The sequence below is a fragment of the Tardibacter chloracetimidivorans genome (genome assembly GCF_001890385.1).
Classification (GTDB): Bacteria; Pseudomonadota; Alphaproteobacteria; order Sphingomonadales; family Sphingomonadaceae; genus Tardibacter; species Tardibacter chloracetimidivorans.
In genome coordinates, this window is the sequence record NZ_CP018221.1 from 2,797,212 (window position 1) to 2,823,968 (window position 26,757).

The window sequence follows — 26,757 nt, forward strand, 5'->3', positions numbered from 1 at the left end:
CTCACAACGCTTTGGCGTGGGGCGCGTTGCACCTTGCATCCCGGCCCTGCCTCGGGCCATAGGCATCGGCCATGCACGACATACGCGCCATACGGTCCGACCCGCTTGCATTCGACTCCGCGCTCGCGCGGCGGGGCGTGGCCAGTATAGCGCAATCCATCCTCGATCTCGACAGCGCGCGGCGCGCGATCCAGACCGAGGTGCAGGCGGGGCTGGCCCGGCGGAACGAGGCTTCCAAGGCGATCGGCCAGGCCAAGGCGAAGGGCGATGAAGCCACGGCAGGCGCGCTGATGGAAGAAGTCTCGGCACTGAAGGCGCGTCTTCCGGAGCTGGAGGCCGAGGAACGGCGGCTGGGCGAGGAGCTTGACACCCGCCTCGCGGCGATCCCGAACATTCCCGCCGCCGATGTGCCCGATGGCGCGGACGAGGAAGCCAATGTCGTCGTCCATGTGCGTGGCAAGATGCCGCACTTTGATTTTCGGCCGCTGGAGCATGACGAGATCGGAGCCAGGCTCGGCCTCGATTTCGAGGCGGCGGCCGCGATTTCCGGCGCGCGCTTTGCGGTTCTGAAGGGGCCGATGGCGCGGCTGCATCGCGCGCTCGCCCAGTTCATGCTCGATGTGCAGACCGGGGAGCATGGCTATACCGAGATCAACCCGCCGCTCCTGGTGCGCGACGAGGCGGTGTTCGGCACCGGCCAGCTTCCGAAGTTCGCCGACGATCTGTTCCGCACCACCGACGGCCGCTGGCTTATCCCTACGGCGGAAGTGTCGCTCACCAATCTCGTCCGCGAGCAGATAGTGGACGGGGCCTCGCTGCCGCTGAGGCTTGCGGCGCTGACCCCCTGTTTCCGGTCGGAAGCAGGTGCCGCCGGGCGCGACACACGCGGGCTTATTCGCCAGCATCAGTTCGACAAGGTGGAAATGGTGTCGATCACCACCGCCGACCAGTCCGAAGCCGAGCATGAGCGGATGACGGCCTGCGCGGAGGCGATCCTCGACAGGCTGGGGCTGCATTACAGACGGATGCTGCTGTGCACCGGCGACATGGGCTTTTCAGCGCGCAAGACCTATGATCTGGAGGTCTGGCTGCCGGGACAGGGGCGCTATCGCGAGATCAGCTCCATTTCCAACTGCGGCGATTTCCAGGCGCGACGTATGGACGCCCGTTGCCGCGCAGCCGGCGAGAAGGGGACAAGCTTCGTGCATACGCTCAATGGCTCCGGCCTTGCGGTCGGACGGGCGCTGGTGGCCGTGATCGAGAATTGCCAGCGCGAGGACGGATCGGTCGTCGTGCCCGAACCGCTGCGCCCCTATATGGGCGGCGCCGACCGGCTGATGGCAAGCTGATGCGGATTCTTCTCACCAACGACGATGGGGTGAACGCAACCGGCCTCAAGGTGCTGGAAACGATCGCCCGCACCCTTTCGGACGATATCTGGATCGTCGCCCCCGCAGAGGAGAAATCCGGGGCCGGGCACTCGCTTACGCTCACCCAGCCCGTCCGCCTGCGCCGCCTTGGCGAACGACGCTTCTGCGTGACGGGAACGCCGACCGATGCGGTGATGATGGCGGTTGCCCATGTCCTGAAGGACAATCCGCCCGACCTGATCCTGTCCGGCGTCAATCGCGGCGCCAATCTGGCCGAGGACGTCACCTATTCCGGGACGGTCTCGGCCGCGATGGAAGGCGCGTTGGCGGGCATCCCTTCCATTGCGCTCAGCCAGGTCCATTCCCGCGAGGCGATGGGCGACGCCATGCCGTTCGACGCCGCCGCCGCCTGGGGCGAGCGGGTGCTGAAGCGGCTGATCGGCGCGCCATGGTCGCCGCGCACGCTGGTGAACATAAACTTTCCGGCGCTGCCCGCCGACGAGGTGAAGGGCGTGAAAGTGGTGGATCAGGGTCTGCGCGACTATGGCAGGCTGCGGATCATCAAGGGCACCGACCCGCGCGGCTATGATTATTACTGGTTCGGCCTGGGCGAGGCGGTTTCCACCCCCGGACACCATACCGATCTGGAGGCGGTGCAGGACGGCTTCGTCAGCGTGACGCCGCTGCACCTCGACATGACCCATCACGCATCGCTGGAACCGCTGCGCGAACGCTATCGCTGATCGGTCCGACTCCGAAAAGCCAACCATTTGCCGCTCCCGCTCTGGCAATGCGCTGACAAGACGCTACAAATGGCCGCCATGTCGAAGGGGGGTCTGTTTCTTGCTCTGGTGCTGATGCTGGCGGCCTGCGCTCCGCACCAGTCCCGCGTGCCCCGGGGCGCGGAAGACTGGCCGGTCAACAAGCGTGTCCAGCGGCTGCCGCCGGCCCAGCCGCTGCCGCCGCCAAAACCGCAATGGGTGGCGCGCGAGGTGACGCCGGACGCGGTGGAAGTCCCCGCGCAAACCTATGTCGTGCGGCCGGGCGATACATTGCGGCGCATCTCCGACCGGCTCGGCGCATCCTCCGAAGCGATCGCCAGGGCCAACAACATCCCGCCGCCCTTCATCATCCGCGTCGGCGAACGGCTGAGCATACCGGGCGGGCGCTACCACCGCGTGAAATCCGGGGAGACCGGGATCGCCATCGCCCGCGCCTATGGCGTCTCATGGTCGAAGGTGGTCGACGGCAATGCGCTGGAGGAGCCCTATGTCCTTCGCGTCGGGCAAAAGCTGCTGCTGCCCAGCGCGCGGCAGGTGGCGGCGATGTCGCTGGAAGACCGGGCGCGCGCCTTCACCATCGACATTGGCGATCTGATCACCGGGGGCGAACCGGCGGCCGAGGAGAGCGCCGCGACCGCGCCGAGGCCGGCGACGCCCGATCAAGGGCCGGTGGTCGCGCCTTCCAGTTTTGCGGGCACGTTCGACTGGCCGGCGAGGGGAACCATCCTTTCCCGCTATGGCGCAAAGCCCGGCGGCCGCTTCAACGACGGCATCAATATCCGCGCGGCGGCCGGATCGCCGGTGCGCGCGGCCGCCGATGGCGTGATCGCCTATGCGGGCGACACGCTGCCGGGCTTCGGCAATCTGATCCTCATCAAGCACGGCGGCAACTGGGTGACGGCCTATGCGCACGCCGATGCGCTGCTCGTCGGTCGCGGGCAGATCGTGAAGAGGGGCGATGTCATCGCCCGGGCGGGCCAGACCGGCTCGGTCGACGAGCCGCAGGTGCATTTCGAGATCCGCGAAGGGCGCAAGCCGCTGGACCCCCTCACCCTGCTGCCCAAAAGCGGATGAGCATCAAGCTCGTCGACCGGCGGGACGAACGGCTGGCGCTGCAGCGCCAGGCGAAGCTGACGCCGCTCGGGTCGCTGCTGCTGAGGGCGACGATCGTGCTGGCGCTGATCGGAACGGCGATCGCGATCCACTGGTTCGACCGGGGTGGGCTGGTGGATCAGGTGGATGGGCATATCAGCTTTGGCGACGTGCTCTATTTCACGATGATCACGATCACCACGGTCGGCTATGGCGACATCGTGCCGGTGACGCCCAGGGCGCGGATGTTCGACACCTTTGCGGTCACGCCGATCCGTCTTTTCGTCTGGCTCATCTTTCTGGGGACGGCTTATGACTTCATCTTCAAACGGGCATGGAACCGCTGGCGCATGAAACTGATCCAGGACCGGTTGCACGATCATGTGGTGGTCGCGGGCTTCGGCACCAGTGGCGGAGAGGCGGTGGCGGAATTGCTGAGGCGGGGGACGTCGCCCGACGACATCGTCGTCATCGACAGCCGCCAGACCGTGCTTGAGACAGCCGAGGCACTGGGCGTCAATTATCTGTGCGGCGACGCATCGCACAACGCCGTGCTGGAGGCGGCGGCGATCAAGCGCGCGCGCGCGGTGGTGATTTCCGCCGGGCGTGACGACACGTCGATCCTGATCGTGCTGACGGCGCGCAAGCTCTCGCCAGACGCAGTCATCACCGTCGTGATCCGGTCGGAGGAGAATGAAGACCTCGCCAAACAGGCGGGCGCGACCAGCGTCATCAACCCGGTGAGCTTTGCCGGGCTGCTGGTGGCGGGCGCGACGCATGGCAGCCACCTGCCCGAATATATGCGCGATCTCGCCACCGCCGAGGGCCGGGTCGCGCTCAAAGAGCGCATCGTCGAGGCGCACGAAATCGGCCAGCCGCTGTCGGCGATCACCACCGGTGTCGGCGTTCGCATCTATCGGGGAAGCGACTGTTTCGGCTTCTGGGAGGCGGAGGCAAACGCCCTGCAGGCGGGCGACGTCATCATCGAGATCGTGCCCGGATCGCGCTGAAGTACCGCTCCCCTCTCGCCAAATGGCGCGGGAACGCCTATCTGGCGCGCCAGGCTCATGGAAAAGCAACTTCCCAATCCGCCCAAGGTGGGCATGGTTTCGCTCGGCTGCCCCAAGGCATTGGTCGATTCCGAACGGATTCTCACCAAATTGCGGGCAGACGGCTATGCGCTGTCGCCCGATTACGACCAGGCCGATGTGGTGCTGGTGAACACCTGCGGCTTCCTCGATTCGGCCAAGGCCGAGTCGCTGGAAGCAATCGGCGAGGCGATTGCCGAGAACGGCCGCGTCATCGTGACCGGCTGCATGGGCAATGAGGCCGACGTCATCCGCGCGCGCTTTCCCGATGTGCTCGCTGTCACGGGGCCGCACCAGTATGAAGCGGTGGTGGGCGCGGTGCACGAGGCGGCGCCCTGGCAGCATTCGCCCTATCTGGACCTTGTGCCCGAAGCGGGGCTGAAGCTGACGCCGCGCCACTACAGCTATCTGAAGATTTCCGAAGGCTGCAATCACCGCTGCGCCTTTTGCATCATCCCCTCGATCCGGGGCGATCTCGCGAGCCGCCGGGTGGATGCGGTGCTGCGGGAGGCCGAAAGGCTGGTCGCCGCCGGGACGAAGGAACTGCTCGTCATCAGCCAGGACACCTCTGCCTATGGGGTAGACCTGAAGCACAGGGCCTTCCCGTGGAAGGGCGGCGAAGTGCGCACGCACATGACCGACCTCGCCCGCGAGCTGGGGCGGCTGGGGGCGTGGGTGCGGCTGCACTATGTCTATCCCTATCCGCACGTCGATCAGGTGATTCCGCTGATGGCCGAAGGGCTGGTGACGCCCTATCTGGACATTCCCTTCCAGCATGCATCGCCGTCGGTCCTCAAAGCGATGAAGCGCCCGGCCAACGAGGCCAAGGTGCTGGAGCGGCTTCGGGGTTGGCGGGATATCTGCCCCGACATTGCGGTCCGGTCGTCCTTCGTCGTCGGCTTTCCCGGCGAGAGCGAGGCCGATTTCCAGTATCTGCTCGACTGGCTGGACGAAGCGCAGCTCGATCGCGTCGGCGCGTTCAAGTTCGAACCCGTCGCAGGGGCTGCCGCCAATGCGCTGCCCGATCCGGTTCCCGAAGAGGTGAAGCAGGACCGCTATGAGCGCATCATGGCGAAATGCGCCGACATCTCCGCCGCCAAGCTTCGGGCGAAGATCGGTCGCACGCTGGACGTGATCCTCGACGCGGTGGACGAGGACGGCGGCGCGACCGGGCGATCGAAGGCCGACGCGCCCGAGATCGACGGCAATGTGCTGCTTCGCGACGCGGCGGGCCATGCGCCGGGCGACATCATCCCGGTTCTGGTCGAGGACGCCGACGAGCACGACCTGTACGGCGTTCCGGTGGCGCGCTGAACGGCTCTCGACACGGTTAATCCATGGCGGCATGGTTGGGCGATGACCGATTTCGCGCCCCTTCTCCAGCCCGATCGCGGCGAGCCCGCACACACGCTCAGGCTTGTCGATGCAAAGACCTTCGATGGCTGGCTGAAGGCGCAGCCGCAAAGGGTGGCGGCGGCGGTCGAGGCCCAGCGCTTTGCCGGGAAAGGCTATGAGCTGGCGATTCTTCCCGGCGACAGGGACGCGGACGATTGGTCCGTCGTGCTCGGCGTCGCCAATGTGGAGGAATTGAGCCCGTGGTGCCTCGCCAAGGCGGCGGAACGCCTGCCCGAAGGCGCGTACAGGCTTGCCGAAGGCAGCTCCGGCGCGGCGGCGCTCGGCTGGATGCTGGCGCAATACCGCTTTGAAAAATACAAAAAGGCGCAGGACGCTGCCGGACCGCGCGTGCTCCTGACGAGCGACCCCGCGCGGATCGATGAGGCGGTGCGGCTCGCCGAAGCCGTGGGGCTGGTCCGCGATCTGGTGAACACGCCTGCGGGCGATCTTGGCCCGGCAGAACTCGCCTCGGCCGCTGAAGAGGCGCTGAAGCCGTTCCGTCCGGCCTTGACCGTCCATTCAGGAAGCGAGGTCGAGACGCATTTCCCCCTCGTCGCAGCCGTCGGCCGCGCCGCCGCGCCGGGCCGCGAACCGTGCGTGCTGGAGGCGGAATGGGGTGATGAATCACACCCCCGCATCGCCGTCATCGGCAAGGGCGTCTGCTTTGATTCCGGCGGGCTGGACATCAAGCCAAGCTCGGCGATGCTGCTGATGAAGAAGGATATGGGCGGCGCGGCGCATGCGCTGGCGCTGGCGCGGCTGGTGATGGCGTCGGCCCTGCCGGTGCGGCTGCATCTGGTGATCCCGATCGTCGAAAACGCTGTCGGCAGCGCTGCCTTCCGCCCCGGCGACGTGCTGACGTCGCGCCAGGGGCTGACGGTGGAGATCGGCAACACCGATGCCGAAGGGCGGCTGATCCTGGCCGATGCGCTTGCGCTTGCCGCCGAGCACAAGCCGGAGTTGATGATCGATTATGCAACGCTTACCGGAGCCGCGCGTGTTGCGCTGGGTCCAGAGCTTCCCGCCCTGTTCAGCAATGACGATGCGCTTGCCGAAGATCTGCTGGAAGGCGGCAGCGAGGTGACCGATCCGCTCTGGCGGCTGCCGCTCTGGAGCAACTATGCCGAGATGCTGAAATCCGAGATCGCCGACGTCAACAACGCGGGCGAGGGCGGCATGGCGGGCGCGGTGACGGCGGCGCTGTTCCTCCAGAAATTCGTGCCCGACGGGCTCGCCTGGGCGCATCTGGATAGTTTCGCATGGATGCCTGCGGCAAAGCCGGGCCGCCCCAGGGGCGGGGAAGCGCTTGGCCTCCGGGCGGGCTGGGCGATGCTGCGCCGCCGCTTCGGCTGAAGTTCTCCGGCCGTCCGGGCCAGCCGCACCGCCGCTAATGTTCTTGCCATGCAACGATTATTCCCAACGCGCGTTTCATGACCTGATCCCGCGTTTCGAGTATGGGAAAGATGACCAGCAACGGCGACTTGGCAGCAACGGAAACCGGGGCCCGGCTCGCGCCCTGGATGAGCGCTCTCGTCCGGTACGTGCAGTCGAACCAGCCCGATCTCACCAACCGCCAGCTTGCGCTGCTGCTGATCGTCTATCTTCTGCCCGGCCCCCACACGGTGCGTGGCCTTGCCGCCCGGCTCCATGTGTCAAAGCCCGTCATCACCCGCGCGCTGAACTCGCTTTCCGCGCTCGGCTATCTCCGGCGGCAGCGCGACGAGAGCGACTTGAGGAATGTGCTTGTCGAACAGACGCCAGATGGTAACGATTTTCTCAAGGCGTTTGCAAAGCTGATCGAACGGGCGAATGACGGCGCAACCAATGACGAGCCCCGGCGCGCGGCCGCCGGGACGCAATAGCTTCAGGCTGGAAGGCCCGTCGATAGCCCTTGATCCGCGCATTCACGCCTTCCGCCCCGATATCGCCGATCTGGCGCTCGCCGGGCAGGTTTTCGCAACTCACTATGTAAAGCCCGAGACATGGCGGTGCGTTGGCCCGTCCGTGATGGTGCGGCGTTCGCCCGAAAAGACGGACGAGGCGATCAGCCAGCTTTTGCTGGGCGAGGAGTTCGCCGTTCTCGACGTCGGCGGCGAATGGGCCTGGGGCTTTTGCCGGCACGACCATTATGTCGGCTATGTCCCGTCGGCCGCGCTCGGAAGAGGTGGACCGACCCCCACCCATGTCATTGCGACGCCGCTGGCGCTGATCTTCGACAACCCCGACATAAAATCCGGAATCACCGGTCGGCTGCCGATGGGCGCGCGCGTTGCGGCGATGGAGACGAATGAGGAGGGCTTCATCCGCACGGCACGGGGATGGCTGCACCCCCGCCACATCATGCCCAGCGGCGAAGCCCGGGCCGATCCTGTCGCAATTGCCGAGCAACTGACGGGCGCGCCCTATCTGTGGGGCGGCCGCGCGGGCGACGGGCTGGACTGCTCCGGCCTTGTCCAGCTTTCGCTCGGCCTGTGCGGAATCTTTGCGCCGCGCGACAGCGACCAGCAGGCGGCGGCGCTTGGAAAGCAAGTGGCGGCGGGCGATCTCAGGCGCGGCGACCTCGTCTTCTTTCCGGGCCATGTCGGCTTGATGGCGGATGGGGAAAGGCTGATCCACGCCAGCGCCCATTGGATGCGGGTTGCGGTCGAGCCGCTGGCCGATGTGGTCGCGCTCCTTTCAACGGAGCGCGACCCTCCGACACCGATCGTGAAGCGGCTATAACGCTCAATCGCCCAACGACAATTTGGCGAAGAGCATGAAGGACCGGGGATCGTCGCCATAGGCGAAATCGATCCGTGCCGGCTTGTCATAGGCGCTGACAAGCCCGCCCAGCGCCAGATTCCACTCGCCGCCGAGCGGAAGCTGCCACGCATAGCCCAGGCTCAGCTTGCTGACGGTAAGCGGCACGCCATGCAGCGGCGAGTGATGATCGAACAGTTCATTATTCTCCACCCGTTCGGCCCGGGCGAAGATATTGTGCCGCTCGGCCGCCTTCCAGTTCGCCTCGATCAGCCATGCGTCCAGCACCGGTCCGGGTTTCAGGTCTTTCCGCGCATAGGCCCCGGTCACCGACAGGCGGCTGCTCGCATAGCTGATGCTTGCGGTGAGACGCCCGACGTCCTCGCCCGGATGAAGCGCTTCGGGTTCCTTGATCCCGGCATAGGAAATCTGCGCTGACCAGTGCGGCGATGGAGTCCAGCTGGCGCGCACGGCCCAGCTGTCGAGCCGGGGCGTGTCGATGCCCCAGCGTTCCTCGTTCGGTTCAGTCCCGTTGAAGGCAGATGCTTCCACCTGCCAGTGGTCGGTCCCGATTCCCGCCGTCAGCACGCCGAAGGTGATGTGGGTGGAATCGAACCAGTGGTGAGTGACGGGCGCTTCCGGGTTGAAGCGGGCCGAACCCCTGTGCATGAACGCCGCCGGGCCGATCGCGGGCTCGCCCGGAAGACCCCCGTAGAGGAACGCGCTGGCATTGCCGCCAAGGTCGAAGTCGAGCCGGGCCGACATTTCCATCAGGAAGTCGTGCGGATGCTGCCGATCGATGAGCGGTTCGCCATTCGCCGTCTCCCCGCTTGCGAAAAGGATGGGGTAGCCGCGCTTTCCCATCAGCGGATCCAGCGACGCCATGGCGCGAAGCTGGAGCCCCGCTCCGTCGCCCAGCGGACGGCTGGCGTCCAGCATCGCCATGCTCTGGACAAAGGCCTTTTCGCTGCCGCGGGGGCCGCCCTGGTCGGAATAGACGCCCCAGGCATAGCCGTGCGCCATCAGCATCCAGTCGCCCGAGATGATGTGCGCACCGGTCATCGGCTCGAAGCCCGGCTGTCGGCTGGTGCCGGAGCCGGGTTGCCACGGCGCTGTGCTGTCGCTGCCGTGCATGGCGTACGCGGAATGGTCCATGTCCTGCCCAACGGCTGGACCGGCGGAGGCAATGGCCCCGCCAAGCAGAATGAGTTTCAACATCTGTGTTTCCTGTCTGATCGTGATGAGCGGTTGCCCGCGATGGATCAGCAGGTCAGGCGCGGCGGCGGCGTGTCGGGCGCAACCGTCTGGGCATGAAGCGCGGTCGCCGTTGCCGAGGGCGTCACGGCGGACCTGGGAGCAGCACCGCGGATCGCCAGCGCCGTCCGGGGCATTGTGACGGCGCAGCCGATGCAGACATGCCCCGCCTGAACCGCCCGGTCGTCTGTAGAGTGCTTTGCGGCCTCCTCATGGCACGAGCCGGTGACATGCTGGTTCTGTGCCGCAGCGTCAGCCATGCTCCAGCCGCCGGCGATGGCGACCAGAATGACAAGAGCCAGCGCTGCTGTGCGTATCCAGAGCATTTCCAATGAATAGGAATGCGGTGGAGGCTTGGCAATGTCGCCCCGCCGCGCAACAAGAGGGTTGTGGAAAGCCTGCCCGTCTTCCTGAGCCTGAAAGGCCGTCCCGTCATCCTTCTTGGCGAAGGCGCCGCCGCTGCCGCCAAGGCGCGGCTGCTGGACCGCGCGGGCGCCCGGATCATTCGGGATGAAATGGCGGACGCCGCTATCGCTATCGTTGCGATAGAGGATGATGCGGCCGCCACGGCTGCAGCCGGGCGGCTGAAGGCGCGGGGCATTTTGGTGAACGCGATGGATCGACCCGCGCTGTGCGACTTTACGTTGCCCGCGATTGTCGACCGGTCGCCGGTCATCATCGCCATCGCCACCGGGGGCGCTTCGGCCAGCCTTGCAAAGGCGCTGCGCCAGTGGCTGGAGGCGATGCTTCCCGCCTCGCTCGGCGGCCTTGCCGAAGCGCTGAAGACGGCGCGGGCGAAGGTGAAGGCGCGGTTTGCCGATGCGGGCGAGCGGCGCGCCTTTCTGGACGGCCTGCTGATGCGCGGCGGCCCGCTGGACCCGCTCGCGCGCCATGCGGACGCTGATGAGACGATCAAGACGGCGCTTGGCGGCGGGGTGGAAGCGGGCGGTCTGGAACATGTCGCGCTGACCAGCACCGATCCCGACGAGTTGACATTGCGCGCCGCCCGGCTGCTGGCCGGCGCGGACCGGGTCTATCACCTGCCCGACGTCCCGCCCGCGATCCTCGACCGCGCGCGCGCCGATGCGGAGCGGATCGCTGCGTCCGCCCCCCCTTCGGACGTACCGCCGGGACGGTCCGTGTTCATCGGATGGAGCGGGGCGTGAACCGCGAATGGGCCTATGTCGTCGAAGACGCGGGCAAGGCGAGCGCCGTGCCGCGCGAGGAGGCGGTGGCGCGCCACGGGCACGCGTCGCTCGTCTGGATTCACCTGAACGGCCGCGACAGCGGCTCGCTGGAATGGCTTCGCGACCGGTGCGGCATCCCCTATCCGGCCTTTCTCGCGCTGACGGCGGTGGAGACCCGGCCCCGCGCCGATTTTCTGGATAGCGGCGCGATCATAAACCTGCGCGGACTTGGCGCGACGCCCCATGATGATCCCGATACGCTGGTTTCCATCCGGCTCTGGGCGGAGGCGGGCTTCGTGATCTCGATCAGCTATCGCACCATTTCAGCGATCGAGCAGGTCTGCGAGAAGACGCGCGCCGGGCGCATTCTGGACCCGGGCGACCTGATCGTCGATCTTGCCGACGCCATCACCGCGCGGCTGGACCCGGAAGTGGCGGTCCTCGGCGATCTCATAGACGATCTGGAAGGCCATATCGGCGAGAGGGCGGTGGCGGGCGCGCGCAGCCGCATTGCGGGCGTCCGGTCGCGGTCGATCGACTTTCGCCGTTTCCTTCAGCCGCAGCGCGATGCACTGGAGCGGCTGTCGCTGACGACCGCCGAATGGGTGACCGAGGAAGACCGGCTGCACCTGCGCGAAGCAGCCAATCGCGCCGCACGCATGGCCGAAGAGCTTGAGGCGGTGCGCGAGCGATCCGCCCTGCTCCACGAGCAGCTCACCGATCTCAGGACCGAGCAGATCGACCAGCGCTCGCTGATCGTCGCGCTGATCGCGCTCATCTTCCTGCCGCTCACCTTTGTGACCGGCCTGTTCGGGATGAACGTCGAAGGTATTCCAATCCGCAGCGACGGCATGGCCTTCTGGTGGATCGCAATCGGAAGCTGCGTCTTCGGCGCGGCGCTGTGGCTGATCGTCAGATGGCGGCGATGGATTTGACCGGCGACGATCTGGTCGCTTCATCCGGCGTCCGGTCGCGGCTTGCCAGCCGGGCATTGAGTGCCGCCTTTTCGGCCAGAAGCGCTTCGATCCGCGTCTGAAGCTCCTCGATCTCCAGCGTGCGGCGGACGAGCCGCGCGTCAAGCGCCCCGACCGCCTGTCGGAGCGTCGCGGCTTCCCGCGCACGGTCGAGCTGGCGTTCGATCCGGGCGGCGAGCACCGGAGGCGCGCAGGGCAGCAGGATGTGATCGTCGGCGCCCGCGTTCAGCGCGGCCACGGCGGAGGCGGCGTCGGCGGAATGGGCGACGATGATGACCGGCAGCTGGGCGTTTTCCCTGCTGCCGCGCATTTCGCGCAGCAGGTCGATCCCGGTCAGCCCCGGCATGTTCTGGTCCAGAAGCAGCAGGGCCGGGCGTTCCGACCGAAGCATCATCAGCGCCGCGCTGCCGCTTTCGACGGCCGAAACCCGATAGGCCAGGTGGCCGAGGTCGGCCGAGAGCGTATCCCTGCTGGAAGGTGAAGCGTCGGCGATCAGAATCAGCGGGCCGCCTGAAGCATAGGCCCCGGCCGCATCGGATTGCGCGGTTGAACCGTTGTGTTTCATGTCCATCAGGCCCTGACGTCCTTTCCCAGCTGGCCTGAGCTTAGGACAACAGGGTCAACGCTTGCTTAACGCTGCGCCGTCCGGCGCAATTATCGTCAGCCGCTGTTCTTGAGCGCGGTGGCGATGGCGTTGATGGTGAGCTGGATGCCGGTGACCACTTTTTCGTCGCTGTCGCCGCCGCGAAGGCGGCGGATAAGGTCCACCTGCAGCAGGTTCAGCGGCTCGATATAGGGTAGGCGCAGCCGGATGGAGGCATCGAGCGCAGGCGAATGCGCAAGCAGGCGGCTTTGTCCCGTCGCGTCCAGCAGCGAGTCGCGCGTCAACGCCCAGCCTTCGCTGATCGTCCCGAAGATGCTTTCGGACAGCGCCCGGTCCTCCACCAGCCCGGCATAGCGGCGGGCGATGGCGAGATCGGTCTTGGCGAGCACCATCTCCATATTGTCGAGCGTCGTCTTGAAGAACGGCCAGCCTGCGGCCATTTCGCGCAGCAGGCCCTTGTCGTCGAACGAGGAAAGGGCGCGGCCCACGCCATACCAGCCGGGCAGCATGATCCGCGCCTGCGCCCAGCTGAACACCCAGGGTATGGCGCGCAGATCCTCTATGCGCGTCGATTTCGTGCGCGAAGCCGGGCGGCTGCCGATTTTCAGGCCCGAAATCTCGCGGATCGGCGTGGCCTGCCGAAAGAACTCCGGGAAGTGGGGCGTCTCGTACACCAGCGCGCGATAGGCGTTCCGCGCCGATGCGGACAGCGTTTCCATGGCCGCGCGGAACCGCTCGTCGTCCTTTTTGGCGAGCACGGGCGGCGCGAGCGAGGCAAGGGCGGTTGCCGCGACCATTGCCTCCAGATTGGCGGCGGCGTGCTCGGCGTCGCCATATTTCGCGGCGATCACCTCGCCCTGTTCGGTCACGCGGATGCGGCCGTTGACCGTGCCCGCCGGCTGCGCGCGAATGGCGTCGAAAGCCGATCCGCCGCCGCGTCCCACCGCGCCGCCGCGGCCGTGGAAAAGCTGAAGCGCGATGCCCTTTTCGGCGAAGACCCGGGCCAGCGCCTCGCTGCCCAGCGCGAGCGACCAGTTGGAGGTGAGATAGCCCCCGTCCTTGTTGCTGTCGGAATAGCCGATCATCACTTCCTGATAGCCGCGCGCCTTGGCCAGCGCGGCGACCTCGGGAATGGAAAGCCACTCGTCCATCACCTGCGGCGCGGCTTCCAGATCGTCGATCGTCTCGAACAGCGGCACCGGCATGATCGTCGCGCCTGGCTCAGGCCCCGGGCGATAAAGCCCGGCTTCCTTCAGCAGAACCAGCAGTTCGAGCAGATCGGAGACGGAAGCCGCCTTTGAAATGATCGCGACGGTGATCGCGCCCTGGCCGTAGAGCGCATGGGCGCTGGCGGCGGCCCTGAATATCTCAAGCTCGCCCGCCGTCTCCTCGTCATAATCGGCATAGGGCACGGTGAGCGGGCGCGGCGACGCAAGCTCCCGGCGCAGCAGCGCCACCCGCCCGGGCTCGTCAAGCGCGAGATAGTCCTGCTCCACCCCGGCGGCGGCCAGCAAGGCGGCGACGGTCCGCTCGTGCACGTCGGCATTCTGCCGGAGGTCGAGCGTGGCGAGATGAAAGCCGAAGGTCTCGACCGCGCGGATCAGCCGCCCCAGCGCGCCTCCGGTCGCCAGCAGGCCCTCCCCGCTGTGCCCCAGCGAATGGGCGATCACGGTCAGATCCCCGCGCAGCGCATCCGGCCCTGCATAAGCCTCGCCCTTCAAGGAAGAGCGGCGGGGCGGGGCATGGCCGGTCAGCCGCTCATATGTCGTGGCGAGGCGCGCGTAGATGCCCGAGAGCGCGCGGCGGTAGGGCTCATCCAGCCGGGCGGGCGCGGTGTCGCCGCTCGCTTCGGCCAGTGCGAGCAGCTCCTCGTCCACTGGCGCAAGCCCGACGGCGATCGAAAGCTCCGCGCCAAGCGCATGGACCTGATCGAGATAGAATTGCAGCACCGCCTCGGCCTGCCGCCGGAGCGCGAGCCGAAGCGCATCGGCAGTGACATAGGGGTTGCCGTCGCGGTCGCCGCCGATCCAGTTGCCAAGCGTAAGAAAGCTCTTTGGCCTGTGTTCGAGGAGCTTGTCCCACGCCGCATAGAGGCGCGGCATGGCCGGCAGGAAGCTTTCCCGCATGAAGGAAACGGCGTTTTCCACCTCGTCGGTGACGAAGAGCCGGTCGGTCCGGAGCGCCCGCGTCTGCCAGAGCAGCGCGATCTGGCGGCTGATCGCCTCTTCCAGATCATCGCCTTCGGGCGTCGTCGACGCGCCATTGTCGCGCAGCGTCATCAACGCCTCGATCCGGGCGCGATGGTCGATCAGGCTCTTGCGCCGCACCTCGGTGGGATGGGCGGTGAGCACCGGCCGGATCAGCCCGTTGTCGAGCAGCCGGATAACCTCGGCGCGCGCGACGCCCTGCTTGTCCAGAATGTCGAGCGCTGAGGCAAGACTGGGCCAGTGCTGCGAAGCGCGCGAATGCCGATCCTCGGCCAGGTTGGCGAGCATCGAAAACAGCATGAAGCCGCGCACGAAGGAAAGCGTGTCGTCCAGCGACAGCCGGTCCAGCCCGGTGTCGACGGCGTCCGCCCCGCTGATCCCGCGATGGCGGTCAACCGATGCGCGGCGGATATATTCCGTGCGGCGGAATAACTCTTCGCCGCCATAGGCGCGGATGACGTCGCCGAGCAGCCGCCCCAGATAACGGACGTCCTCGTTCTGGCTGAGATGCTGCGACCGGGCTTTTACCATCGGCTCCTCGAATGCTGCGTCGCAACAGCATCGGACCCTTTGGCCGATCATGCAAGCAGTTCGGTATCCCAGTAGAGGTAATCACGCCATGTCTCGTGCAGGAAGTTCGGCGGAAAGCCGCGGCCGTTTTCCTGTAGTTCCCAGCTCGACGGCCGTTCCGGACGCGCGGCGAGCGCCATATGGGCCTGGGCCGGCGTGCGGCCGCCCTTGCGCAGGTTGCAGGGCGCGCAGGCCGTCGCCACATTTTCCCATGTCGTGCGGCCGCCAAGCGCGCGCGGGATGACGTGATCGAAGGTGAGGTCGTCGTGCGATCCGCAATATTGGCAGCGGAAGCGGTCGCGAAGGAAGAGGTTGAACCGGGTGAAGGCGGGATGCGTGGCGGGACGGACATATTGGCGAAGCGCGATGACCGACGGCAACCGCATGGTGCGGCTGGGGCTGTGGATTTCCCGCTCATATTCCGCGATGATATCGACACGTTCCAGGAACGCGGCCTTGATGGCGGTCTGCCAGGGCCACAGGCTCAAGGGGTAATAGCTGAGCGGCGTGTAATCGGCGTTCAGCACAAGCGCGGGGCAGCTGTCGGGATGCCGGATAAGGTCGGGGTGGTACATAGGGCGGGCACTACTCCGTTGTCAGGCTCACCGCCGTCCAACCCCCGCGCCTGTCGCACCCAGAGCCGGAGCCGCCGCGGGCCGCCGTCTCGACTTTCGTCACGCCGCTACTGCCTAAACCACGTGACATCCGCATGACAGCACGGGGAAGAGTCATGCGTCAAGCTCCAGTTGCGGTCACCCGTTTCGCGCCGTCGCCCACCGGGCGGCTGCATCTGGGCCATGCGCTGTCTGCGGTGTTGTCGCATGATCTGGCGAGCGCGGACGGCGGGCGCTTTATACTCAGGATAGAAGATATCGACCCCGGCCGGTGCCGTGAGGCCTTTGTCGAGGGCATATTCGAGGATCTTCGATGGCTCGGGCTCGGCTGGGACGGTGAAGTCGTCCGCCAGTCGGCGCGGATGCATCTCTATTCGGATGCGCTCGCCCGGTTGCGCGACATGGGCCTCATTTACCCCTGCTTTTGCACAAGAAGCGAAATCGTGGCGGAAATCGCGGCGAGCGGGGCCGCGCCGCATGGGCCGGACGGGCCGCTCTATCCCGGCACATGCCGCATGCTGTCGACGGAGGAACGGGCGCGGCTTTTGCCGGATACGCCCCACGCCCTGCGGCTGGATATGACGGCGGCGGTCGCCCTGGCCGCGCCGCTCCACTGGCATGACGACCGGGCGGGAACGGTCGCGGCGCGTCCCGAGATGTTCGGCGACGTCGTCCTTGCACGAAAAGATGCGCCCGCGTCCTATCATCTGGCGGTGACGGTGGACGACGCCGCACAAGGGATAACCGATGTGGTGAGGGGCCAGGATCTGTTCGCCGCAACCCACGTCCACCGGTTGCTGCAGGCGCTGCTGGGCCTGCCGACACCCCGCTACCACCACCATCCGCTGGTGACGGACGCCGCTGGCCGCCGCCTGGCGAAGAGAGATCGCGCGCTGACGCTTGAGGAGATGCGGCGGGCGGACGCCGACCCGGCGGCGTTGCTCGCACGGCTCAGAAGCGGCGATTTGACGGTTGGCAGGCTGTACCAGAAAGCGTAGTCCCCAAGGCGTGAATAGCTTCTTCTTCATTCTGATCGCGCTCGGGGCGCTTGCCACACTTTTCGTACTGGTGCGCGGGATCGTGCTGATGGCGTCCGGCAAGGATGTCGGCGGCAAGCGCCAGAACAAGCTGATGGTCAACCGCGTGATATTGCAGGCGGTGACGATATTGATCGTGGTCGTCTTTCTGATGTTCGCTTCCGGACGCTGAGCGGCAGATGGTCAAGCTCAACCGCATCTACACCCGCACCGGCGACAATGGCACGACCGGCCTGGTGGACGGCTCGCGCGTGTCGAAGGCCGATCCGCTGATGGCCGCGATCGGCACGGTGGAGGAAGCCAATGCCGTGCTTGGCCTTGCGCTGCTCGACATCGAAAGCGATGGGCACCGCGCGATGGTGAGCCGCATCCAGAACGAATTGTTCGATCTCGGGGCAGACCTTGCCACTCCCTATGTGGCGGGCGAGGCGGAAGGCGCCGCGCTGCGCATCACTTCCGCCCAGTCGACGCGTCTTGAGACCGAGATGGACGAGATGAACGAACATCTGGAGCCGCTCCGTTCCTTCATCCTTCCGGGCGGCCTGCGGGCAGCGGCGGCACTTCACCAGGCGCGTACCGTGGCGCGGCGGGCGGAGCGGCTCGCGGTGGCCGCGAACGCGGAGCGCGGCCTCAATCCTGCGGCGCTCGTCTATCTGAACCGCCTCTCCGACCATCTATTCGTGCTGGGGCGCGCCATAAATGCCGACGCCGGCGGCGACATACTCTGGCAGCCCGGCGCGACGCGCGGCTGACGGCTTTTATCGCCCACCCGCGCAACCAAATCCGTTTTCTGCCCGTTACAGGGCATCGAAGATGCGGGGAGAGCGCTGGACATGCACAGGACTGTACGCGCCGCTGCGAGTGAGGAAGCACTTGCGCACCGCTTCCACGATACCAGGCGGTTAAGCTGCGCGCTTGCAGCGCCGCTTTCAGACGCGGATGCGACGGTGCAGTCGATGCCGGACGCATCGCCCGCCAAATGGCACCTTGCCCACACAAGCTGGTTTTTCGAGGCGTTCATCCTGCGCGACGTCGCCGGCTATGAGCCGTTCGATCCGAGCTATGCCTATCTGTTCAACAGCTATTATGAGAGCGAAGGCGCGCGCCAGCCCCGGCCCCTGCGCGGCATGCTGACCCGGCCTTCGCTGGACCGGGTGCTGGACTATCGCCGCCATGTCGATGCGGCGATGGAAGCCGTGCTCCAGACGCCATCGCCGCGACAGGCCGAACTCGCCGAATTGGGCGTCAATCACGAACAGCAGCATCAGGAACTGATGCTGACGGACCTGCTGCACCTGTTCGCGCAGAATCCGCTTCACCCGGCCTATGCCGCGCCCGAGCATCGGCTGGACGGGGTTCCGGAGCCGCTGGACTGGGTCGCATTCGACGGCGGCATCGTCCGCGCCGGCCATGAAGGCGATGGCTTTGCCTTTGACTGTGAAGCGCCCGCGCACGACGCGCTGCTCGCGCCCTATGCGCTTGCCGACAGGCCGGTCACCAATGCCGAATGGCGCAGCTTCATCGATGACGGCGGATACCGGCGGCCCGAGCTTTGGCTGTCGGACGGCTGGACCTGGGTTCAGGCAGAAGGCGCGGAAGCGCCGCTCTATTGGACACCGGCGGCTGAAAAGGGCCGCTGGCTGCGCTTTGGGCTGGACGGGCTGCATCCGATCGAACCGGCGGCCGCCGTCACGCATATCAATTATTACGAGGCGGACGCCTATGCCCGCTGGGCCGGGGCGCGGCTGCCCACAGAGGCCGAATGGGAACACGCAGGCTCCGGCCTGACGCCGGACGCGGGGCATTTTCTCGATGACGCCGGCCCGGTCCGACCGCGCGCGACCGGCCCGGGAGACGGGCTGCGCGACATGTTCGGCAATGTCTGGGAATGGACCGGCTCCGCCTATCTGCCCTATCCCGGCTTCGCTCCGGCCGAAGGCGCCGTCGGCGAATATAATGGCAAGTTCATGTGCGGCCAGTTCGTGCTGAAGGGTGGGTCGTGCGCCACGCCCCGGGGCCATGCACGGGCCAGCTACCGCAACTTCTTCTATCCGCATCAGCGCTGGCAGTTCACCGGCCTGCGGCTGGCGAAAAGCCTGTGAGCGCGGTTGCGGTCCGGGCGCGGTCCGGCGACCCCGCCTTCGCCGCCGATGTGCTGACCGGCCTTTCCCGGCCGCAAAAGACGGTGCCGGCGCGGTGGTTCTACGATCATCGGGGGTCGGAACTGTTCGAGGAGATCACGCGGCTTCCCGAATATTATCCGACGCGGACCGAGATCGGCCTGCTCAAGCGCCACGCAGCCGAAGTGGCGGAGCTTGCCGGGCGGCGGGCGGTGGTGGAGTTCGGCTCCGGCTCGTCGCGAAAGACGCCGCTGCTCCTGGGCGCGATGGACGTGAGCGTCTATGTGCCGATCGATATTTCCGGCGAGTTCCTGCGCGCATCGGCGCGGGCGCTGGCGGAGGCGATGCCGGGCGTGAACGTCATCCCGCAGGAAGGGGATTTCACGCACAGGCTGGACCTGCCTAGCGAAGTCGCGCAGTCGCCGGCGCTTGGCTTTTTCCCCGGATCGACGATCGGCAATTTCGCCGCGCCCCGCGCCGTGGCGCTGCTGCAGACCATCGGCGAGACGCTGGGCGAAGACGCGATGCTGCTGATCGGCATCGATCGGAAGAAGCCGGTGGAGCGGCTGATTCGGGCCTATGACGATTCGCAGGGGCTGACGGCCGCTTTCAACCTGAACCTGCTGGAGCGGATGAACCGCGAGCTCGACGGCGATATTCCGGTCGAGGGATTCCGGCACGAGGTGCGATGGAACACGGATCATAATCGGATCGAAATGCATCTGCGGGCCGAGCGGAACATGCGTTTTCACGTCGCGGGTGAAGCGTTCGCCATTGCCGAGGGTGAGACGATTCACACTGAAAACAGTCATAAATACAATGTCGACGAGGCACGATTACTGCTTCGCGCGGGCGGCTGGACTCCCCTGCGGGACTGGAGCGACGAGGCTGGACTGTTCACGCTTTATCTGGCGTCGCGCACCAAAAAGTCGTTACAGGACTGACCTGCGCGTGTTGACGTGCGCGGCTGCGCACGTATAGCCCTGCTCCCAATTTTGAATGATGGACCCCCCTGCGGGGAAGCAGAAAGGAACGCCGCGCATGAAGCTGTTGGTGGCAGTGAAGCGAGTGCTGGATTACAATGTGAAGCCGCGTGTGAAGGCGGACGGGACGGGTGTCGATCTTGCGAATGTGAAGATGTCGATGAACCCGTTTGACGAGATTGCGGTGGAAGAGGCGATCCGGCTGAAGGAAAAGGGTGCGGCGTCGGAGATAGTGGTGGTGTCGATCGGCGAGGCGAAGGCGCAGGAGACGCTGCGCACGGCGCTTGCGATGGGCGCTGACCGTGCGATCCTGATCCAGGCCGAGGGCGTGGTGGAGCCGCTGGCGGTCGCCAAGCTGCTGGCGAAGGTCGCCGAGGAAGAGCAGCCGGGCATGGTGATCCTTGGCAAGCAGGCGATCGACGATGATTCGAACCAGACGGGGCAGATGCTGGCGGCGCTGCTCGGCTGGAGCCAGGGCACCTTTGCGTCGAAGGTGGAGATTGCCGACGGCCGCGCCAAGGTGACGCGCGAGGTGGACGGCGGCCTTGAGACGGTGGACCTGAAGCTTCCGGCGATCGTCACGACCGATCTGCGGCTCAACGAGCCGCGCTATGCGTCGCTTCCCAACATCATGAAGGCGAAATCCAAGCCGCTGGCGAGCAAGACGCCGGCGGATTACGGCGTCGACGCGACGCCCCGGCTGACGACGCTGAAGGTGGAAGAGCCGCCCAAGCGGCAGGCCGGGATCAAGGTGGCCGATGTCGACGTGCTGGTCGCCAAGCTTAAGGAAATGGGAGTAGGCGCATGAAGACGCTGGTCTGGGTTGAGCATGACAATGCCTCGGTGAAGGACGCGACGCTGTCGGCAGTGACGGCGGCGGGCAAGCTGGGCGAAGTGCATCTGCTGGTTGCGGGCAAGGGCTGCGGCGCGGTGGCGGAGGCTGCGGCGAAGATCGCGGGCGTGGGCAAGGTGCATGTCGCAGACGACGCGGCCTATGAGCATGGGCTGGCCGAGAATGTCGCGCCGCTGGTGGTGGGGCTGATGGCGCACCATGATGCGTTTGTCGTGCCTGCGACGACGACGGGCAAGAACATCGCCCCGCGCGTGGCGGCGCTGCTCGATGTGGCGCAGATCTCCGACATTCTGTCGGTCGAGGGGCCGGACAGCTTCACCCGCCCGATCTATGCGGGCAACGCGATTGCGACGGTGAAGACGTCGGATGCAAAGAAGGTGATCACGGTGCGCGGCACGGCGTTCGAAAAGGCGTCGGCGACCGGCGGCAGCGCGACGGTGGAAGCCGTGTCGGGCGCGGGCGATGCGGGGCTTTCGAGCTTTGCGGGCGCCGAGATCGCAAAGTCGGAGCGGCCGGAGCTGACCAGCGCAAAAATCATCGTCTCGGGTGGACGCGCGCTCGGTTCGTCCGAGCAGTTCCATGCGCTGATCGATCCCTTGGCCGACAAGCTGAAGGCGGGCGTCGGCGCGAGCCGCGCGGCGGTGGACGCGGGCTATGCGCCCAATGACTATCAGGTCGGCCAGACCGGCAAGATCGTCGCGCCCGAAATCTATATCGCGGTCGGCATCTCCGGGGCGATCCAGCACCTTGCGGGCATGAAGGACTCAAAGACCATCATCGCCATCAACAAGGACGAGGACGCCCCGATCTTCCAGGTCGCCGACCTCGGCCTCGTCGGAGACCTCTTCAAGATCCTCCCCGAACTCACACAAAAATTGTGAGAAAGGGCGGGGGCCGAAAATCCATCGCTTGATCCAAGGGGCCGGTTGCCGCAGGGACCGGCCTCGCCTCTTTCAGGTGCACGCCCATGTCGCCGGTCGAACATACGCCAACGCCCGCAATGCTCGCCAAGGCGGAAACCCTGGTGGAAGCGCTGCCTTATCTGCAACGCTATGCGGGGCGGACGTTCGTGGTGAAATATGGCGGCCATGCCATGGGCGATCCGGAACTTGCCCGCGATTTCGCCGAGGATGTGGTGCTGCTGAAGGCGGTCGGCATCAACCCCATTGTCGTTCATGGCGGCGGCCCGCAGATCGGCGCGATGCTGAAGAAGCTGGAGATCGAATCCAGCTTCGTCGACGGGCTGCGCGTCACCGATGCCGCGACCGCGCAGGTCGCCGAAATGGTGCTTGCCGGGTCGATCAACAAGGAACTGGTTTCCTGGATCAATCAGGCCGGCGGCCGCGCGGTCGGCATTTCGGGCAAGGACGCCAATTTCGTCACTGCTTCAAAGGTGCAGCGCACCACCCGCGACCCCGGCAGCCTCATCGAACAGGCGGTTGATCTCGGTTTCGTGGGAGAGCCGTCGAAGGTGGACCGCAGCCTGCTCGACACGCTGTCGGCGGCGGGCATGATTCCCGTCGTGGCGCCGATCGGCGTCGGGACGGATGGCGCGACCTACAATATCAACGCGGATACCATGGCGGGCGCGGTGGCGGCCGCAGTCGGCGCGTCGCGGCTGTTTCTGCTGACGGACGTGGCGGGCGTGCTGGACAAGCAGAAGAACCTGCTGACCGACCTCACGCCGCCGGACATCGCCGTCTTGCGGAGCGACGGCACGATCAGCGGCGGCATGATCCCCAAGCTGGAGACCTGCGTGACGGCGGTGGAGGCCGGGGTCGACGCTGCCGTCATCCTCGACGGGCGGGTGCCGCACGCGATGCTGATCGAGATATTCACCCGCCAGGGCGCGGGCACGCTGGTGCGCGCAAAGGATTGAACCACTGCCGCCGGTGGTTGTCGGCCGGATCGTAAACCGCTAGGTCGGGGACGAATTTCAAAGGGGCGGCCGCAGGATGAACACGCTTTACGCGCTGGTCGGCATCATCACGATGCTGTTGCAGATATTGATCTGGATCATCGTCATCCAGGCGATCCTGTCATGGCTGGTCGCCTTCAACGTCATCAACGTCCACAACCAGTTCGTGCGGACCGTGCTTCATGCGCTGGAGCGGATAACCGAGCCGCTGCTGCGGCCGATCCGCCGATTCATGCCCGATCTGGGCGGGATCGATTTCTCGCCGATGGTGCTGATCCTGCTCCTGATCGCGGTGCAGCGGCTGCTGCCCGCCGTCCTGTTTGACACCGGAGCGCTTTGACCGCCTGGCGCGTTGTCGATGGCGGCGTGAAGCTGGCCTTGAAGGTCACGCCGCGCGCGAACCGGGAAGCGGTGGAAGGCCTGACGGATACCGGCGGAGGAAAGATGGCGCTTGCGGTGCGGGTCAGCGCCGCGCCAAGCGAAGGCGCGGCCAATGAGGCGGTCTTGAAGCTGATCGCGCGGACGCTTGACCTGCCGCCGCGCTCGGCTTCGCTGGTTTCGGGTGCGTCGGCCAGGCTCAAGCAGGTGAGGCTGGAAGGTCCGGCGGAGATGATCGTGGCGCGGCTGGAAGCGCTTGCAGGGAGCGGGAAGAGATGACGGCGGCAATCATCGACGGCAAGGCGTTCGCCGAGGAACTGAGAGCGCGGGTGGCCGATGCGGTGCCGGGCTTTGCTGCCGCCGCAGGGCGCGCGCCGGGCCTTGCGGTGGTGCTGGTGGGGGAAGACCCGGCGAGCAGCGTCTATGTCCGCTCCAAGGGCAAGGCAACCACCGCTGCCGGCATGCTGAGCCTCGAGCATCGCCTGCCCGCCAGCGCGACCGAAAACGAACTGCTGGAGGTGGTGCGCCTGCTGAACGCCGATCCGCAGGTGGACGGCATATTGGTGCAGCTTCCATTGCCAGCGCACATCGATGAGGCGGCGGTGATCGCCGCGATCGATCCGGCAAAGGACGTCGACGGATTTCATGTCGTGAACGCCGGCAAGCTGGCGGTCGGCGACCGGAGCGGCATGGTGCCCTGCACGCCGCTTGGCTGCCTGATGCTGCTGAAGGAGCAGCGTGGCGATTTGTCGGGGCTGGATGCGGTGGTGATCGGCAGGTCAAACATCGTGGGCAAGCCGATGGCTCAGCTTCTGCTGGCGGAAAGCTGCACCGTCACCATCGCCCATTCGCGCACCCGGGCGCTGTCGGATGTGGTGCGCCGCGCCGACATTGTCGTCGCCGCCGTCGGGCGGCCGGAAATGGTGAAGGGAAGCTGGCTGAGGGAAGGCGCGGTGGTGATCGACGTGGGAATCAATCGCGTTGCGGGCGCCGAACCGGGCAAGACAAGGCTGGTCGGCGACGTCGATTTCGCCGACGCGATGGGCCATGTCGGCGCAATCACTCCGGTGCCGGGCGGGGTGGGGCCAATGACCATCGCGGTGCTGTTGCGCAACACGCTGGTCGCCGCGCACCTGCGGCAGGGCCTCCCCGTGCCTGAAGGCATCTAACGCGGCTGCCATGGCCGAACTGTTCATTTCCGCCCTCGTCACCTTTCTGGTGGTGATCGATCCACCCGGTTGCGCGCCCATATTCGCCAGCCTGACGGCGGGTGCCCCTGCCGCTCATCGCCGGTCCATGGCGTTGCGGTCCGTCGGAATCGCAGGGGCGCTGCTGTTCGCCTTCGCGCTGTTCGGCAAGGCGTTTCTGGGCGCGCTTGGCGTGAGCCTTGACGCCTTCCGCATCGCCGGCGGAATCATGCTTTTCCTGATCGCACTTGAAATGGTGTTCGAAAAGCGGACCCAGCGGCGGGAAGACCGGGCCGAGGCGGTTGCCCGCGATGCACAGGCGCGCCAGCGGGAGTGGGAGGATATTTCCGTCTTCCCCATGGGCATTCCGATGCTGGCGGGCCCGGGCTCCATCGCCAGCGCCATGCTGCTGATGTCGCGCGCAGACAATGTCGCGGAACGGCTGACCGTGCTGGGCGCGCTGGCGGCGGTGCTGCTGCTGTCGCTGGTGGCTCTCCTCGCCGCGCCGCCGCTGATGCGGCTGCTCGGCCCGCGACTGGAGGCGATGATCACGCGCATATTGGGCGTGATCCTGGCGGCGCTTGCCGCGCAGTTCGTGATCGACGGCCTGCGCGCTAGTTTTTCCTGACCTTCCACAGCCGATAGGGGGTGTCGCCCGCAAGCGGCATGGGTTCCAGCCAATCGGGCGCGCGCCCGGCTGCGAGTTCCGAATAAAAGCCGTTTGGCGCGCGCCGGGCATAGATCGTTGATTCCCCCACGCCGGGGCAGATCAGCACATAATCGGCATGATACCGGCCGACGATCGCCCGCGCCGCGTCCGCCGTGCCGCCGAAGGCCTTCATCACATCGGCAATCGCCTTGCCGTTGCGGTGATATGGCCCGGTGATCGCTGAATGATGGGTGGTGACAAGCAGGCGCGGGCTCAGATCCAGAAAGGTGAACATCGTGCCCGGCGGCACGCGGTTGAGCGGCCGCAGCGCGCCCAGCGTGGCGCAGCGCTTGTTCGCGACGCCTGCCTTGCTCACCAGCCTGCCCCGCTTGTCGGCGGGTAGCGCCTTGGCCGCAAGCTGGATCATCAGCCCGGAGGAAAGCAGAAATGCCCCAGCCACCGCAAAGGCGCGGAAAGGCGGGCGCATCCGGTGCGCGAGACGGATGAGCGACCAGGCGAGCATCGCGGCCCCGCTGAGGCCCAGAACCTGGGCGGCGGGCGCGGCGCGCGTCTGAAACAAGCAGAAGGCGAAGGAAAATGCCGCAAGCGTGGCCACCGCCAGCCATCCGCGCAGGCGGGCCGGGTTGCGCCGGTTCTCCCAGATCGCCAGGCCGAAGCCGATCAGGCCTAGAAACGGCAGGGACATCGAGGCGATCAGCGTCTGGATCGGCTGCCGGTAGATCGGTCGCGCCTCCCTGACATTGCCCAGCCACAGCCGCCGCGCGTCCTCATCGATGAGCGCCGACGGGTCGCCAAGGCATTGAGGATGGCTGACCCATGTGGAGGCCGCCACCACGCCGCCCAGCAGCAGCAGGCCGGAAAGCCGCGCCCACCAGTTGGGGAGCGGCAGCGCCGCCAGCAGGACCAGCCCGGCCCCGCCCAGGGCAAGCGCCTGCACATGCGCGAGCGACAGCGCATCGCACAGGCCGAGCCATCTGGCGTCAGGGGGTATGAACAGCATGAGCGACAGGGCCGCCGCGCCCGCCGAAGCTGCGCCGAAGGCAGCCATTCGGGGCGCTTCGGCGCGGTCCGCCACCCAGAACAGGGACGTGATCGCAGCCGTCAGCCCCAGATAGGGGAGAAGCTCGATCCCAATGGCGAGCGAAAGCCCAAGCGCCAGCCCGGACACCGCCCCGCCTGCCGCCCGCCTTCGCATGACGAGCCCCGACACCATCACCATCATCAGCGCAAGCTGCCAGCCGTGGTGATCGATCCGGAGCGGGGCGACCATGCCCAGCGTGGACCAGGCGAACATGAGCAGCACCGGCGCAATGGCCCAGGCATTGGGTGCGATCAGGCGGCGGCTGATGAAGGCGAGCGACGCGACGATCACGCCCAGCGGCAGGAGCGGCGCGATTGTCACCGCAACCTGCTCTGCCCTGAAAATCGGGAGAAACGGCTTGAACAGCAGGATCAGCCCGGCCAGCGGCAGGTCGACGAGCCGCGACCAGTGGATGTCCGCTCCTCCCGGAGGAAGCATGCGGTGCTGGCGCAGATCGAACCAGCCCTGGCCCCCCAGCCAGTCCCGCACCTGTTGAAGGCGCAGGTTGTCGTCGGTGTCGGGGAGCGCCAGCCCCTTTATCGCCGCCCATTTCTGTGAGACGAGCCAGATCGCCGCCGCCAGCCAGAACAGGGCGAGCAGCAACAGCCAGCGGCGATCCCGCGCTTCATCATTCTTGTCATTCATTGGGGGTTC

General features: G+C 66.6%; 28 protein-coding genes. 22 read left to right on the top strand and 6 right to left on the bottom strand.

Translation table 11 applies throughout. The annotated features are described in order from the left end of the window. The first annotated feature begins 71 nt into the window (after positions 1-71). The 8 genes from serS (at position 72) to BSL82_RS14495 (ending at position 8,448) form a co-directional block, all read left to right on the top strand. Positions 72-1,349 (top strand): serine--tRNA ligase, encoded by a 1,278-nt coding sequence (gene serS, locus BSL82_RS14460; protein ID WP_072598033.1) that lies wholly within the window; start codon positions 72-74, stop codon positions 1,347-1,349. Next, on the top strand, positions 1,349-2,113 hold the full coding sequence (surE, locus tag BSL82_RS14465; RefSeq protein WP_072598034.1) for a 5'/3'-nucleotidase SurE: 765 nt from the start codon (positions 1,349-1,351) through the stop codon (positions 2,111-2,113). Before serS ends, surE begins: the two co-directional genes overlap by 1 nt. Positions 2,114-2,191: 78 nt before the next feature. Beyond that, on the top strand, positions 2,192-3,226 hold the full coding sequence (locus tag BSL82_RS14470; protein WP_072598810.1) for a M23 family metallopeptidase: 1,035 nt from the start codon (positions 2,192-2,194) through the stop codon (positions 3,224-3,226). Beyond that, positions 3,223-4,254 (top strand): potassium channel family protein, encoded by a 1,032-nt coding sequence (locus BSL82_RS14475; RefSeq protein ID WP_072598035.1) that lies wholly within the window; start codon positions 3,223-3,225, stop codon positions 4,252-4,254. The genes BSL82_RS14470 and BSL82_RS14475 overlap by 4 nt, the downstream gene beginning before the upstream one ends. Positions 4,255-4,311: 57 nt before the next feature. Further along, on the top strand, positions 4,312-5,646 hold the full coding sequence (gene rimO / locus BSL82_RS14480) for a 30S ribosomal protein S12 methylthiotransferase RimO (protein WP_072598036.1): 1,335 nt from the start codon (positions 4,312-4,314) through the stop codon (positions 5,644-5,646). 42 nt (positions 5,647-5,688) lie between these two features. Then, a complete protein-coding gene (locus BSL82_RS14485; protein WP_072598037.1) occupies positions 5,689-7,080 on the top strand; it encodes a leucyl aminopeptidase family protein in 1,392 nt (463 codons plus the stop codon). A gap of 110 nt (positions 7,081-7,190) precedes the next feature. After that, complete coding sequence (locus BSL82_RS14490; protein WP_418361258.1) at positions 7,191-7,589, top strand: MarR family winged helix-turn-helix transcriptional regulator; 399 nt, start codon at positions 7,191-7,193, stop codon at positions 7,587-7,589. After that, a complete protein-coding gene (locus tag BSL82_RS14495; RefSeq protein ID WP_226998480.1) occupies positions 7,552-8,448 on the top strand; it encodes a C40 family peptidase in 897 nt (298 codons plus the stop codon). The genes BSL82_RS14490 and BSL82_RS14495 overlap by 38 nt, the downstream gene beginning before the upstream one ends. Positions 8,449-8,451: 3 nt before the next feature. Here the strand turns inward: BSL82_RS14495 and BSL82_RS14500 are convergent, their stop codons facing one another. Both BSL82_RS14500 and BSL82_RS14505 read right to left on the bottom strand, forming a co-directional pair. Next, on the bottom strand, positions 8,452-9,684 hold the full coding sequence (locus tag BSL82_RS14500) for a hypothetical protein (protein ID WP_226998481.1): 1,233 nt from the start codon (positions 9,682-9,684) through the stop codon (positions 8,452-8,454). A 44-nt stretch (positions 9,685-9,728) separates the two neighbouring features. After that, complete coding sequence (locus tag BSL82_RS14505; RefSeq protein ID WP_072598039.1) at positions 9,729-10,046, bottom strand: hypothetical protein; 318 nt, start codon at positions 10,044-10,046, stop codon at positions 9,729-9,731. Positions 10,047-10,109: 63 nt separating this feature from the next. Between BSL82_RS14505 and BSL82_RS14510 the strand changes: the two genes are divergently transcribed. Further along, entirely contained in the window at positions 10,110-10,886 is a 777-nt protein-coding gene (locus BSL82_RS14510) for a precorrin-2 dehydrogenase/sirohydrochlorin ferrochelatase family protein (protein WP_072598813.1), read from the top strand. After that, complete coding sequence (locus tag BSL82_RS14515; RefSeq protein ID WP_226998482.1) at positions 10,883-11,842, top strand: zinc transporter ZntB; 960 nt, start codon at positions 10,883-10,885, stop codon at positions 11,840-11,842. Before BSL82_RS14510 ends, BSL82_RS14515 begins: the two co-directional genes overlap by 4 nt. Here the strand turns inward: BSL82_RS14515 and BSL82_RS14520 are convergent. The 3 genes from BSL82_RS14520 to BSL82_RS14530 all read right to left on the bottom strand — a co-directional run bounded on the left by BSL82_RS14520 (position 11,820) and on the right by BSL82_RS14530 (position 15,837). Beyond that, positions 11,820-12,452 carry a response regulator transcription factor gene (locus BSL82_RS14520; protein WP_072598041.1) on the bottom strand — a complete coding sequence of 211 codons (633 nt, stop codon included), beginning with the start codon at positions 12,450-12,452 and terminating at the stop codon, positions 11,820-11,822. The genes BSL82_RS14515 and BSL82_RS14520 overlap by 23 nt on opposite strands. Before the next feature lie 89 nt (positions 12,453-12,541). Continuing rightward, the gene (gene ppc, locus BSL82_RS14525; RefSeq protein ID WP_072598814.1) at positions 12,542-15,223 is read right to left on the bottom strand and encodes a phosphoenolpyruvate carboxylase; all 2,682 of its coding nucleotides are present in this window, start codon (positions 15,221-15,223) and stop codon (positions 12,542-12,544) included. A gap of 47 nt (positions 15,224-15,270) precedes the next feature. After that, the gene (locus BSL82_RS14530) at positions 15,271-15,837 is read right to left on the bottom strand and encodes an HNH endonuclease (protein ID WP_072598042.1); all 567 of its coding nucleotides are present in this window, start codon (positions 15,835-15,837) and stop codon (positions 15,271-15,273) included. 155 nt (positions 15,838-15,992) lie between these two features. Here BSL82_RS14530 and gluQRS point away from each other — a divergent pair, with 155 nt between their 5' ends. The 12 genes from gluQRS (at position 15,993) to BSL82_RS14590 (ending at position 24,980) form a co-directional block, all read left to right on the top strand. Then, positions 15,993-16,874 carry a tRNA glutamyl-Q(34) synthetase GluQRS gene (gene gluQRS, locus BSL82_RS14535; RefSeq protein WP_158010918.1) on the top strand — a complete coding sequence of 294 codons (882 nt, stop codon included), beginning with the start codon at positions 15,993-15,995 and terminating at the stop codon, positions 16,872-16,874. Positions 16,875-16,884: 10 nt separating this feature from the next. Further along, a complete protein-coding gene (locus BSL82_RS14540) occupies positions 16,885-17,085 on the top strand; it encodes an HIG1 domain-containing protein (protein ID WP_072598044.1) in 201 nt (66 codons plus the stop codon). A gap of 7 nt (positions 17,086-17,092) precedes the next feature. Then, complete coding sequence (locus BSL82_RS14545) at positions 17,093-17,665, top strand: cob(I)yrinic acid a,c-diamide adenosyltransferase (RefSeq protein ID WP_072598045.1); 573 nt, start codon at positions 17,093-17,095, stop codon at positions 17,663-17,665. A gap of 81 nt (positions 17,666-17,746) precedes the next feature. Beyond that, complete coding sequence (egtB, locus tag BSL82_RS14550) at positions 17,747-19,015, top strand: ergothioneine biosynthesis protein EgtB (RefSeq protein ID WP_072598046.1); 1,269 nt, start codon at positions 17,747-17,749, stop codon at positions 19,013-19,015. Then, positions 19,012-19,977, top strand: a complete 966-nt coding sequence (gene egtD / locus BSL82_RS14555; protein WP_072598047.1) for an L-histidine N(alpha)-methyltransferase — start codon at positions 19,012-19,014, stop codon at positions 19,975-19,977. Before egtB ends, egtD begins: the two co-directional genes overlap by 4 nt. Positions 19,978-20,074: 97 nt before the next feature. Further along, entirely contained in the window at positions 20,075-20,824 is a 750-nt protein-coding gene (locus BSL82_RS14560; RefSeq protein ID WP_072596890.1) for an electron transfer flavoprotein subunit beta/FixA family protein, read from the top strand. Next, the gene (locus BSL82_RS14565; protein WP_072596889.1) at positions 20,821-21,750 is read left to right on the top strand and encodes an electron transfer flavoprotein subunit alpha/FixB family protein; all 930 of its coding nucleotides are present in this window, start codon (positions 20,821-20,823) and stop codon (positions 21,748-21,750) included. The genes BSL82_RS14560 and BSL82_RS14565 overlap by 4 nt, the downstream gene beginning before the upstream one ends. Before the next feature lie 86 nt (positions 21,751-21,836). Continuing rightward, the gene (gene argB, locus BSL82_RS14570; protein ID WP_072598048.1) at positions 21,837-22,748 is read left to right on the top strand and encodes an acetylglutamate kinase; all 912 of its coding nucleotides are present in this window, start codon (positions 21,837-21,839) and stop codon (positions 22,746-22,748) included. Between the two features lie 76 nt (positions 22,749-22,824). Further along, complete coding sequence (locus BSL82_RS14575) at positions 22,825-23,127, top strand: YggT family protein (protein ID WP_072598049.1); 303 nt, start codon at positions 22,825-22,827, stop codon at positions 23,125-23,127. Next, complete coding sequence (locus BSL82_RS14580) at positions 23,124-23,444, top strand: DUF167 family protein (protein ID WP_072598050.1); 321 nt, start codon at positions 23,124-23,126, stop codon at positions 23,442-23,444. Before BSL82_RS14575 ends, BSL82_RS14580 begins: the two co-directional genes overlap by 4 nt. Next, complete coding sequence (gene folD / locus BSL82_RS14585; RefSeq protein ID WP_072598051.1) at positions 23,441-24,334, top strand: bifunctional methylenetetrahydrofolate dehydrogenase/methenyltetrahydrofolate cyclohydrolase FolD; 894 nt, start codon at positions 23,441-23,443, stop codon at positions 24,332-24,334. The genes BSL82_RS14580 and folD overlap by 4 nt, the downstream gene beginning before the upstream one ends. A gap of 10 nt (positions 24,335-24,344) precedes the next feature. Then, on the top strand, positions 24,345-24,980 hold the full coding sequence (locus BSL82_RS14590; RefSeq protein WP_072598052.1) for a MarC family protein: 636 nt from the start codon (positions 24,345-24,347) through the stop codon (positions 24,978-24,980). Here BSL82_RS14590 and BSL82_RS14595 read toward each other — a convergent pair. Further along, positions 24,967-26,748: a hypothetical protein gene (locus tag BSL82_RS14595; RefSeq protein WP_072598053.1), complete on the bottom strand. Its 1,782-nt coding sequence runs from the start codon at positions 26,746-26,748 to the stop codon at positions 24,967-24,969. The two genes, BSL82_RS14590 and BSL82_RS14595, sit on opposite strands and share 14 nt — an antisense overlap. Positions 26,749-26,757 lie beyond the last annotated feature (9 nt).